Annotated in this window: 11 protein-coding genes; 5 read left to right on the top strand and 6 right to left on the bottom strand. The window is 57.9% G+C overall.

The window, feature by feature from the left end:
* Positions 1 to 38 precede the first annotated feature (38 nt).
* Positions 39 to 1,019, bottom strand: coding sequence for a hypothetical protein (locus tag AC0QKW_RS05965; RefSeq protein WP_473150145.1), 981 nt, complete (start codon positions 1,017 to 1,019; stop codon positions 39 to 41).
* A 40-nt stretch (positions 1,020 to 1,059) separates the two neighbouring features.
* The gene (gene hetZ / locus AC0QKW_RS05970; RefSeq protein ID WP_473150146.1) at positions 1,060 to 2,172 is read right to left on the bottom strand and encodes a heterocyst differentiation protein HetZ; all 1,113 of its coding nucleotides are present in this window, start codon (positions 2,170 to 2,172) and stop codon (positions 1,060 to 1,062) included.
* Positions 2,173 to 2,602: 430 nt separating this feature from the next.
* Here hetZ and AC0QKW_RS05975 point away from each other — a divergent pair, with 430 nt between their 5' ends.
* The 3 genes from AC0QKW_RS05975 to AC0QKW_RS05985 all read left to right on the top strand — a co-directional run bounded on the left by AC0QKW_RS05975 (position 2,603) and on the right by AC0QKW_RS05985 (position 5,048).
* Entirely contained in the window at positions 2,603 to 3,193 is a 591-nt protein-coding gene (locus AC0QKW_RS05975) for a DUF2854 domain-containing protein (protein ID WP_473150147.1), read from the top strand.
* A 114-nt stretch (positions 3,194 to 3,307) separates the two neighbouring features.
* A complete protein-coding gene (locus tag AC0QKW_RS05980) occupies positions 3,308 to 4,072 on the top strand; it encodes a class I SAM-dependent methyltransferase (RefSeq protein WP_473150148.1) in 765 nt (254 codons plus the stop codon).
* A gap of 52 nt (positions 4,073 to 4,124) precedes the next feature.
* Positions 4,125 to 5,048: an alpha/beta fold hydrolase gene (locus AC0QKW_RS05985; protein ID WP_473150149.1), complete on the top strand. Its 924-nt coding sequence runs from the start codon at positions 4,125 to 4,127 to the stop codon at positions 5,046 to 5,048.
* Positions 5,049 to 5,063: 15 nt separating this feature from the next.
* Here the strand turns inward: AC0QKW_RS05985 and truB are convergent, their stop codons facing one another.
* From truB to AC0QKW_RS06000, 3 genes are all read right to left on the bottom strand, one after another.
* A complete protein-coding gene (gene truB, locus AC0QKW_RS05990; protein WP_473150150.1) occupies positions 5,064 to 5,960 on the bottom strand; it encodes a tRNA pseudouridine(55) synthase TruB in 897 nt (298 codons plus the stop codon).
* A gap of 96 nt (positions 5,961 to 6,056) precedes the next feature.
* On the bottom strand, positions 6,057 to 6,716 hold the full coding sequence (gene msrA, locus AC0QKW_RS05995; protein WP_473150151.1) for a peptide-methionine (S)-S-oxide reductase MsrA: 660 nt from the start codon (positions 6,714 to 6,716) through the stop codon (positions 6,057 to 6,059).
* A gap of 81 nt (positions 6,717 to 6,797) precedes the next feature.
* Complete coding sequence (locus AC0QKW_RS06000; RefSeq protein ID WP_473150152.1) at positions 6,798 to 8,717, bottom strand: DUF4347 domain-containing protein; 1,920 nt, start codon at positions 8,715 to 8,717, stop codon at positions 6,798 to 6,800.
* Between the two features lie 332 nt (positions 8,718 to 9,049).
* Here AC0QKW_RS06000 and AC0QKW_RS06005 point away from each other — a divergent pair, with 332 nt between their 5' ends.
* Positions 9,050 to 9,763 (top strand): GntR family transcriptional regulator, encoded by a 714-nt coding sequence (locus AC0QKW_RS06005; protein WP_473150153.1) that lies wholly within the window; start codon positions 9,050 to 9,052, stop codon positions 9,761 to 9,763.
* 75 nt (positions 9,764 to 9,838) lie between these two features.
* On the top strand, positions 9,839 to 10,126 hold the full coding sequence (locus AC0QKW_RS06010; protein ID WP_473150154.1) for a small RNA NsiR4-regulated ssr1528 family protein: 288 nt from the start codon (positions 9,839 to 9,841) through the stop codon (positions 10,124 to 10,126).
* Positions 10,127 to 10,268: 142 nt separating this feature from the next.
* Here the strand turns inward: AC0QKW_RS06010 and AC0QKW_RS06015 are convergent, their stop codons facing one another.
* Positions 10,269 to 11,321 (bottom strand): agmatinase family protein, encoded by a 1,053-nt coding sequence (locus AC0QKW_RS06015; protein ID WP_473150155.1) that lies wholly within the window; start codon positions 11,319 to 11,321, stop codon positions 10,269 to 10,271.
* Positions 11,322 to 11,457: the final 136 nt, after the last annotated feature.

Consider the following 11,457-nt stretch of genomic DNA (forward strand, 5'->3'; position numbering starts at 1 on the left):
TCAGCCTCTGCCTAGGCGCAAACCTCTAGGCGCAATCCCTAGCTGTCGATCTTGACCTGAAAACTCATCGGAGCTACCTGACTCTGATCCAGCCTGACATCGAGCCGATGGTGCTTACCGGGCTGAGTGGCTAACCGCAGCACCAGCTCACCCAGGGTAGATCGCTCAGACCCAAGGGTCTCATCAGAAGCGGTCAATACCAGGCTGCCGCCAGCAGGCAATAGTGCCCTGACCTCTAGCTGGGCATTCTCAGGCTCGTAGGTCGCCCGTAGGATCAAGGAACCGGCACTGGTCAGCCAGGTTTGCTCTTGGGTCGGAGCGTCAGCAGACACCGTCAGCGATAGAGCCTCAAAAATACCCTGGGCCGCCAGCATGGCTAGGGCTACCTGCTGGGGAGGCGATGCGGTCAGATAGTCGACCTGCTCTAGGGTTTGGGCCTGGGCCGATCGATAGGCGGGCCGGGCCACTAACCCAGCAACATATTCGAGGGTTTGAGGTTGGTCTGCGAAGAGGCCTGCCACGGCGGCGACCAGGCGACGCCCCGGTTGCTGGATATCGTGGACAATGCGCTGACACTCGTTAAACAGGTCAACCAACACGTCTTCGGGCACAGTTCCCGGAATGGCCAGATTTCTCAGGTGATCTAGCCAGATTGAAGCAACGCCAGGGGCAACATTGTCAGGGTAGTCTTGTAAATTCTTTTCCCAGGGAAAAAGAGGCGGTCGATGGGATATTTCTTGCTGCAGACGGCGCTTGAGCAAGGCTTCAAAATGAGATTGCACAGTGAATAGATCTCCAGCGTCAAAAACAGGGGTAGGGTTGGCATCTAGGTCGCTGTCACCGGGCCTGACTGGAGCCAATGGCCCAGACTCTGGGTAGATCGGGTCAACAGGTGCAGGGTCTAGAACAGCGTCAGCTGCCAGGGAAGGGCGGATTCCTGATGGTTCGTCGTTCACCAAAATCGTCTCCAGAAGGAGCTTTAGCAGACTGTCTTCGGTGATGTCTGAGTCTCTATTCATGGTCTGGCGAGTTCTGTCCGGATGGATGTTTGAGAGATGACTAAACGTTACGAATAACCCACGCCTGCTCCAGCAGCTTAGTCCATTGTTTTTGAAACTGAGTGGGGGTCATAGCCAAAATTTTAGCGGCTTCACCATCGGTCATACCCTGCTGTTTGAGGGCCAAGAGTTGGGCTTGCTTGGCGCTGAGGTCGTCTTGCAGCCGCTGCCACTGCTGGGTAGTGAGCCCTAGATTAGTCTCTAAGCTAGCTTCAAGCCACTCGTGTACCAGTTCCCAGTGGTGAGACAGGGCAAAGCGCAGTAGATGATATTTAAACCGCTGCTGGAGATAGTCGCGCTGGCGGGGGGTGAGGCCAAGCAGCACTTCAATTTCTTGGGTGGGCAGGTCGAGCAGCCGCAGGGTAAAGTAATCGGCACACTCATCCTGGTTGCGCTCTTTGAGATAGGCCAGCAGAGCCTCAATGACTCGACTGCGCAGCGAATTTTCGGGCAGGTCGTCAACTTGGGCAATCATCTCTTCGCGCACCCGCTGGTGGGAGGCGATCGGGCGCAGGTCATCACCCTCGCCGCCGTAGTCGGTAGCTTGCTCGATATCGATGGCGATCTCGGGGGGCTGCTGCCTAGAGAAGGTCTGAGCCCTGAGAATAATGAGCTGTTGGCTGCGTCGCCCCGGCAGGGGAATGCGCCGCTTGCCGTAGCGCTCCGCAAAGGCCATAAATTCGGCTAGCTCTAGCAGGGTGCGCGGCTGATAGCGATCGCCCAAGTGGTTTTCGCGCCGAAAGGCATTCAGGGCCTCAACATAGAACCCCTGCAAGAAGTCTTCGATCAGCCCCAGCCGCGCCTGGTAGCTGGTCTGCACCTGGGGCGGGGTGATGTAGCGGTAGACAATAGCACTGAGGCTGCTGTGCAGCTCAATGCGCCCCTGGCGCGACCCTAAACTGTAGTACTTGAGACATTGATCGAGGCGGTGCTTACCCAGAGATTTGGCCCAGGCTTCAACATCACCCGAAGACTGAATGCGATCGCTCTCATTGCAGATGCGATGCACCTCCGTTGCTAGGCGCTGGGCAAGCATCCGACACCCATAGTCAGAGGCACCGGTACTCACCTTTAAACTTTGGCAGAAAAGCTCACTGAGCGAATCAACACTCAATGCACAAGTACCCTGAGTCAATCTACTTTCCTCTAAAGCTGCACAGGCTGTGAAGCGATATTCAGGCCTTGGAAAATGGTGATGCGACCGCTGCGACTGACCTACCGCTCAAGTCTCAAGACTTTTTTCTAGCCAGTCAGATCAAATTTAGCGAATGTAGAAGCTACCTATAATAAAGATTTTATCATTTGTTAGTAAAATCACTGATTCATCCCAATTGGCAACGAGGCAGATGTCCCTCTATCGAGACTCTGCCGAGAGCATTTGCCCTACGGACCTGAAGATGCATTTGCTCTCATGGCGGCTTTACCTGCCCCACCCAGCCTGGGAGTGAGGGCTCCCTACCCGTCACTCCTTCATATTTCTCTACCTTTCTCACCCACAAAACGGCATGATGAGTAGAGAACATAATCTTTCCACCGAGGGCCGTATGCTAGGGCGAATCAAATTGGGGCGAATCAACCTGAGTCTGGTGCTGCTGGCGGTGGGCGGAGTGCTCACCATCATTGGCTTCATTGCTTATTTTCAAGACAATTCCACCCTCAATCTGGTTGGTTTTTTCTACGGCATTCCGGTATTGCTGGGGGGCCTGGCCCTGCGAGCCGCTGAGCTAGAGCCCGCCCCCTACACCCAGCCCACTCCTCCCGAGGTGGTGAAGCTGCGCGAAGAGCAGGCCACCCCTACCCAAAACCAGGTGCGCCAAGACGTTACCCGCTACCGCTACGGCCAAGAAGCTCACCTGGATGTCGCGCTGCAAAAACTCGGCCTCAGCCCCTCCGGCCAAGAATGCCCCGAACTCAGCGGCCTGCACGAGACCGAGATCGACGGCAGCTATGCCCTGGTGCTAGAGTTCGATTCTTCTACGCTGCCTTTCACCACATGGGTAGAAAAGAAAAGCAAAATTGAAGCCTTCTTTGGCCCTGGCGTACGGGCCGAACTCAGTCAGCCCGGCGAAGACCAGGTGAGCCTGGCCCTGATTACCCTCCTCGAACCGGCCCCAGCAGCAGCCGTAGAGGCCTGATTCACCAGAATGCAGGCTCTGATTCGAGAAAGTTCTCCATGGGAGGAAATCTTATGATGGCTCCACAGACTTATGGCTCTTCTAGAAGCTGATCGCGATCGCACCTAAACCCCTATGCCCTTCCCCTCTACATCTGAACGCCAGCCACCTGGACTGGTGACGGGTCTGATCCGCTGCCTCGCCCTGGTCGCCCTGGTTTGGAGTCTGACCGCCTGCAATACGGCAGCACTTCAGGTCAGCACCGACTACCAAACCGTTGCCCCCAGTCCCGACGGCATTGGCCGAGTCTACCTGGGTCGCGAAATCGCCCAGACCATGGGCCACCAAGGGGCTGGTTGGCTCGAACGCCCCAGTCGAGTACTGCAAGAACGCCCCCAGGCCGCGATCGCCGCCCTCGACCTCAAATCCACCGATATTGTCGCCGACCTGGGCACCGGTACCGGCTACTTTGCCCGCCGCATGGCTCCCCTGCTGCCCCAGGGCAAAGTGCTGGCGGTAGACATTCAGCCTGAAATGCTAGCCCTGCTGCAAACCGAGCTAGCCGCTCAGAGCATTGAAAATGTAGAGCCGATCTTGGGCCAGATCGACAATCCCAACCTGCCCCCTAACGCCATCGACCTGGCGCTGATGGTCGATGCCTATCACGAGTTTGCCTACCCCCGCGAAGTGATGGAGGGCGTGGTAAAGGCTCTCAAGCCCGGTGGACGGGTGGCCCTACTGGAGTACAAAGCAGAAAACCCGATGATCATGATCAAGCGGCTGCACAAGATGAGCGTTGCCCAGGTGCGCCGCGAAATGACCGCCGTAGGGCTGGAGTGGGTTAAAACCGATGACAGCCTCCCCGAGCAACACCTGCTGATTTTTCAAAAGCCCGCCTGAGGTCAGTTAAATAAAATGTAGCCACGCCAGCACTCCTAGCGCCACTTTTTCCATGCCTCCTGCCCCAACCCTCCTCAGCAGCCTACCGACTGTCCTCAGCCACACGGGGCACCAGCGCTTTTGGTACTGGCGAGGCTGGCGGGTGCGCTACTGGTTTCATGCGGGTCCAGAGAATGCTGACGGGCCTCCCCTACTGCTGATTCACGGGTTTGGAGCCAACCTCAACCAGTGGCGGCACAATCTGCCAGCGCTCAGCCAAATCGCCCCGGTGTACGCCCTCGACCTGCTCGGCTTTGGCGATACTGAGAAGGCCGCTACTCTCTACGGAGCCGAGCTATGGGCGGCCCAGGTGGCAGATTTTATGCAGCAGGTGATTGGCCAGCCGGTGGCGCTGGTGGGGCATTCTCTCGGGGCCTTAGTGGCTCTGACGGCTACCCACCATCACCCTGACCGGGTAAAACAGCTGGCGTTGATCACCCTACCGCTGGAGGCCAACCGCGAAGACCTGGTAGCGGGATGGGTTGCAGCCCTGGCGCTCAAAGTGGAGAGCCTAGTGGCCAATCCCCTGCTGATGCGATCGCTGTTTGCGCTCATCCGCCGCCCCAGCCTTCTGCGCCGCGCCCTAGCAGGCATCTACACCGTGGCCGATCGCGTCGATGACGACCTGGTAAATCTGTTTGCCCTGCCGCCCTGCGATCGCGGTGCGGCTCGAGCCCTATGCTATCTGGTGCGATCGCGCACTGACCCCAGCTTTAGCCCCTCAGTCAAAGATATGGTGGCTGAGCTGGCCGTGCCCACGCTGCTGCTGTGGGGCGATCGCGATCGCGTCGTGCCGCTAGCCATGGCCCAGAGTCTGCTCAATCTCAGCCCCCACCTCACCCTCGAAGTGTGCCCCGGTGTGGGTCACTGCCTCTACGACGAAACTGACGAGATCTTCAATCGCCGCATTGTAGACTGGCTGACAAACTCGGCCTAGGCCGGGGGGCTTTGCTCACACGGGTCGGAGCACTACTTTAGCCTTCAAAATCGGGCCATCTTCCCGTTCTTCGAGCTGGCCAATGCCTAAGAAATCGCCCTCGGGTGCTGCCAGCAGTCGGTACGGTGTCTCGGCGGGTATCGCTAGCGGCGGCGGAAACTTTTGCCCCATCCGCCAGCGGTAGGCGAGATCGGCGGGCAGAGTGAGGGTAGGCAAGTGATATAGCGCTGTTTCAGGGTCGACTAGAGTCAGGGATTGTTGTTCTACCTGAACTGTCATCGCCTCTAAGGAGAGGCTGTCTGCCAGGCTAAAGCCGCCGCTGCCTGTGCGGGTGAGGTGGGCCAGGGTGGCACCTGGGCCAAGGCGATCGCCCAGATCCCTAGCGATCGAGCGAATGTAGGTACCTGGGCCGCAGTCTATGTCGAGGGTAAGCTCGGGGCGATCGCCCGGCTGCCAATGCTGCACCGTGAGCTGATGAATGACCACAGTGCGAGAGGGCACGGTGACTGGCTTACCCCGCCGGGCCAGATCATAGAGCCGCTGCCCCTGCACTTGAATGGCGCTAAAAGCGGGGGGAATTTGCTCGATGGTACCCTCAAACTCCGGCAGCACAGCGGCTACGTCCTCCAGAGTGAGGTGGGCGGCAGGCTTTTCGGTGAGAATGTCGCCCTCCAGATCATCGGTCGCCGTGGTCAAGCCAAAGCGGACGATCGCTCGGTAGGCCTTGCCTTCCGGCAGGTAGGGCAGTAGACGGGTAGCACGCCCCACGGCGATCGGCAGCACCCCCTCCGCCAGAGGGTCGAGGGTACCGCCATGGCCCACCTTGCGAATGCCCAACAGTCGCCGCACCATTCCCACGCAGTCGTGGGAACTGACACCCTGGGGCTTATGGAGATTTAAGAAACCCTGCACAATGGTTGATGGGTATTGTGGATGTGCGATGTGTGATTTTGGACTGCTGGTGAGCTTAGTGAATTACGGATTAAGGTCATCAGCACCCCATCCCGCTTACGACTCATTTCCCCATACCTCAGCTAGGCGGCGATCGCGCCCGCAGGCCGTCCGGTAATACTTGTACCGCAGCGGATGCTTCAGGTAATAGTCTTGGTGGTAGTCTTCAGCGGGGTAAAAGGTCTGGGCGGGCTCAATGGCCGTGACAATGGGCGTAGTTTGGAACTTGGGTTCAGCGCTAAGGACTTGCTTAGAGGCTTCAGCCAGAGATTTCTGCGCACCGTCGTGGACAAAGATTTTGGCCTGGTACTGGCTGCCCTTGTCGCAAAATTGGCCGCGATCGTCCACAGGGTCTACATTCTGCCAAAATACCTGCAACAGCCGGTCATAGTCGATCTTAGCCGGGTCGTAGGTCACCTCGACCGCTTCCACATGGCCCGTGCCTCCCGCCGAAACCTCGTAGTAGGTGGGGTCTACCTTGGTGCCGCCGGTATAGCCCGAGGTAGTAGAGAGCACGCCATCAAGCTCATCAAAGGGGCCTTCCATGCACCAAAAGCAGCCCCCGGCAAAGGTAGCCTTGGCCAGCTTAGTCTCCGCCACCTCGCCTGTGGCCTCAGGCAGTTGATCAGCAGTAGCGTAAAAGGGCAAGGAGTCCCAAGCTAGTGCCAGAGTAGCCAAGAGGAGCAGTCCCAACAAAGACCTGCGCAGGGTTATCATCACCAGATTTTCAGAGTTATCTAATCACGTCATTCATCAGCTTACGGCAACCTGCTAAGAACTGCCTGAACCCTAACCCGTTTAGCTCTGACCGGCACTGGGGGTGATGACGCCATACCAGTCGGGGTTGTCGGTCGGAGACTCTGCCGCATCAGCGGCGTAGTTGTCGATAAAGGTGGGCAACTCACCCATCGTGCGCACCTGGGGACTGATGCGGAGGTCGGTGGCAGCGATTGCCCCCTGATCGGGCACAAAGATCGCCCCCCCTTTGCCTTGGCCGGGGTTAGCCCCGGCTCCAGAGAAGGCTCTATTGCCCTCAAACACAGTGTTGTGCAAAATCAGCCGCCCCGCCTTGAGAAAGATCGCACCGCCCAGGCCGCCGCCGCCGCCGCCCTGGCCCACCGAGGCATTGCCCCCACCAAAGCCGCCGCTGCCAGGTTTACCAGGGGTGCCAGGCAGGCCAAAGTAGCCGCCATCACCTCCCCAGCCACCCGCGCCGCCGCCGCCACCAAAGCCACCGTTGCCGCCGTTGCCGCCACTGCCGCCGTTACCGCCAGTCGCTGTAGGAGATTGGGCATCACCGCCGCCACCGCCGTTGCCTGCATTACCCACACCGCCGAGGCCGCCGCCGCCGCTAAAGGTAGCCACACCCATGGTGCCCAGATCACCCATCGGGCCGCTGCCGCCAAAAACACCTACACCGCCGTTGCCACCATCGCCGCCATTGCCACCGTTGCCACCTTCGGCCCCGCCATTGCCGCCGTTACCGCCGTTGCCCGCATTGCCCAGGCCGCCAAAGCCGCCCCCGCCCGCAAAGGCAATCGTGCCAATGCCGCCGACGCCAATGCCGTTAACGCCCGCCATTGCCCCTCGGTTGGCGTTGATGCGGTCATCTACGGTGTCAATGGTGAGGCCCTTAGGGGAGGTGGGCACCGAGTCTGCCTGATGAATGCCGATGCCGTTGACACCGGCGATCGCCCCCCGGTTCAGCGTATATTTCTGCTTTTCTAAGCGAATGGCCGTATTCTCTGGCTCTTGGCGAGGGATACCGTTGCCGCCCGCCGCCTGGTTATCGACAAACCGCATGTTGGTCAGAGTGACCTTGCCGCCGTTGATCAGCAGTCCACCACCGAGCCCAGCGCTGCCCCCGGCCCCTTCCAGACCGTCATCCCCAGCGGCGAGGCCATTAGCCACAGTTAGATCGCGGAGGGTGACTTCGCCATCTTCTACCACCAGCACCCGGTGAGCCTGCTGTCCGCTGAGAATGTCGTCGCCATCACCCACCAAAAATAGGCCGCTGCGAATGGGGGGTAGAGAACTCTCTAGGGCGATCGTGCCGCTGACCGAGGTCAGGGAAATCAGGTCATCTTCGGGGGTTTGGTTCGCGATCGCCAGCGCTTCCCTCAACGTGCCAGGGCCGCTGTCGGCGGTGGATGTGACGGTCATCTGCTTGAGCAACCCCACTACCGGAGCTGTGATCCACGGCACCTGGGTCGTCACCTGGCCCAACACTCTTTCGAGTTGCCAGTCGCCGCCCTGATCAGAGTTGCCGCTGGGGGTGGTAGAAGCGGCCATATCTGCCCCAGTGATTTGCTGAAAATTTTGCAAAAACGTTGTTCCCAGGCTGCCCTGGGCGATTTCACAGCCATAGAGGAGCACATCGGCCCCAGCAGGGAGACCATCTTGCCAGCGATCGAGATCTCGACGGTGGGTCTCGAGGGTAGGAGTGCTCAAATCTACACCTCCCAAAAGCACATGCCCAGGGCTGCCGTGGCTGACCAAGTGCAGGGCCATGGGGTGGTAACGATCGATCGCCTCGGTAACTGGGGCTAGCCCCTGATCGGCTTCGACCACCACCAAATGCTGGTGGGGAGCGAGGGCCAATTGCCAACCTGCTGCTCCCTCAGCCACCAGCGATCGATCGACGACAACCACCTCGGCCTGGGGCGATGGCAGCGACCCTCTAACTGGCCCAAGCGTCAGCAGCAGCAGCAATGCCACTCCAGGCCACCAATGTCTCAGATTCTGCCCCCAGCCACCAATTCTCAATTGCCCCTGCATAGTCATAGATTAAGAAGGAAGTAGGGAGAAAACTAAGCTCAGCAGAAATACTAATTCACCGCCGCCATGGAAAGACTGAGTTGAGGCTTTCTTGATGATCTAAGGCATTATCCAGCTATTTCTACACCTTGAGGGATTGACAGGCACCTTTCCCACCCCGCTTTGTATGATTAGGTAATGTTGCCGCCGGGTTAGTCAATCCTTGACTGGCTTAGAGCTGCAGGTTACGTGGGTTGCCCGTTTATTCTGCTCCAGAGGTTTCAGCTCCGGTGATGTTATCGTCCCCTCCTTCTATCAATCGCGGTAAGTCGCTGTATGAGCAGGTGTATCAAGCACTGCGTACAGCCATTTTGACCGGAGAGCTGCCCCCAGGCGATCGCCTAGTGGAAACCCAGCTGGCCGAATGGCTACAGGTCAGCCGCACGCCTCTGCGCGAGGCCCTGCGCCAGCTCCAGCAAGACGGTCTGGTAACTGCCGATGTCAGCGGTGGGCTGCGGGTCACCACCATTACCGCCAGCGATGCTGAAGAGCTCTATGACTGTCGCCTCGCTCTAGAAGCGCTAGCTGTGACGGGAGCCTGCACCCATGCCACCCCAGAGCAGCTCAAGGCGATCGCCGCCTGTGTCATCAAAGCCGAGGGTGCCACCGCCAACAGTCACGGCAGCCTTTCCGCCGAGAGCCTGCTCGACGTAGACTACCAGTTTCACCACCTGATCGCCGAAAGCTCGGGTAATCGGCGGTTAGTGACCCTGCTCGACAGTCTTTTCGATGCCATGGCCCTACTGCGGATTCAGACCCTTCAGCAAAACCCCAACGTGCTCGACATTCGCCTAGAGCATCGACAGATTTATGAAGCCATTGCCAGTCGAGACGCCGATGTCGCTGTGGCAGCCATCACCCAGCACCTAAGCGCCAGCAAAATTCGTGTAGTCACCGAAATTGAAGATAGCCTCCCCCCCATAGCTGAGGCCTCAGCCGTGGTCTGAATAAAGTCTCACCAAGAGAAGAGCGCTGTCTGATAGTATTTTTGAGTGCAATAACCTTAAGTAGAGCTGATTGCCATGGCTACTCCTCCGACCACTGGTGCCGATGCCGTCGATGCCGCCATTGCCGCTGGTATCGACCTTGACGGCACTCCTATTCCCGCCGCCAAGCTAGATCTTTACCATACGGTCATGGCTAAGGAAGCCGATCGGCAGCGCAGCGGGGTTTCCAACTCAATGCGATCGCGCATTGTGCGCATCGGAGCCAAGCATTTTTCCCAAGGTGACCTCAACACCATGCTAGCCGCCGCAGAGTTTGCCCCCCTCAAAGATAAAGAAATCGCCTATTTTTACGGCGACAAATAATCTAGTGGTTTTTCAAGGCCTGAAATGTGGGGCGAGTGTTTGGCAAAATCCCCTGATCTTCGACAAGGTTATCCAAATACAAAGAGTTGTCTAGAGAGCAGAGTAATCCTTTGGTCGACTAACCAAACCTTGTCTGCCTCGCCTAATTCGTTGAGTTCCCCATTCCCATCAAGCAGCAGAGCTTATACACAGCCCTAGCACCTACATTGCCATCCCATTCACCATCACCCACCTCCGACAGGTCAAAACCAATAATCTGCCGTCCACTGTGTACAACTTGGCGCAGCAGACAAAACACCTCTTCCAGCTCTAGGCCGCCGGGCACAGGAGTGCCGGTATTAGGGCATAGCTTAGGGTCAAGACCATCGGCATCAAAGCTGACATAGACCTTCTCCGGCAGTGCCGCCACCATCGCCTCACACTGATTCATCCAAGGAATACCGCGAAAGCCATTCTCCTTCAACACCGTGTCGTAGTGAGTGACAATACGCCCCTCAGAATGTTTAATCAGCGACACCTCATCGTGGCACAGGTCGCGGATACCGACCTGCACCAGCTTACTCATTTGAGGCAACCCCAGCAGGTTGTACATAATTGACGCGTGAGAATAACGAAAGCCCTGATAGGCATAGCGCAGATCAGCATGGGCATCAATGTGCAATACCCCAAAGTCATCATAGCGATCGGCCAGCGCCCGCAAATAACCCAAGGGAACGCTGTGATCGCCACCAATCACCCCTACCCGTTTGCCCTGGTCTAGGGCAGCCGAGGCCTGAGCATAGAGCCAGCCCGTCATTTGCTCACAGGCGTGGTTAACGTTAGCAAGATCATTTTGGAGCAAGGTCTGTGTGGCGATCGCTACCCCCTCCTCCGTCGCCTGTATCACTCGATTCGCTGCCTCCCGCACGTGAGCGTTGAGCTCTAGCAAATGCTGGGGAATCGGTGGCATAAAAATACCCTGTCGCCAGCCCTCAGGATTGTCGCGATCGTACAAATCAAGCTGAGGCGAAGCATCTAAAACCCGTTGTGGCCCCTGGGCTGTGCCCTGGTGATAAGAAACCGTTACCTCCCACGGCACACCAAAAATGATGATGCCCGCCGCATCGTAATCACAGGGAAGTCCATAGAGATTGCCATTGTCAAGTCCCACACCACTAGGGTCAAAGGTTTCTAGCGTTATAGGTGAAGTGCTCATAGGGAAAATATCAACAACAACGCAGTATGGGATGCCTCGCAACAAAATATCCTCAGTCCATGTGGGCTGAGGATATTTGCATTAGGGACCTGGCATCGAGCTATTTTGACAAGGGGCAACCCCCTCACTATCTTCG

The sequence above is a fragment of the Pseudanabaena sp. PCC 9330 genome (genome assembly GCF_055795045.1).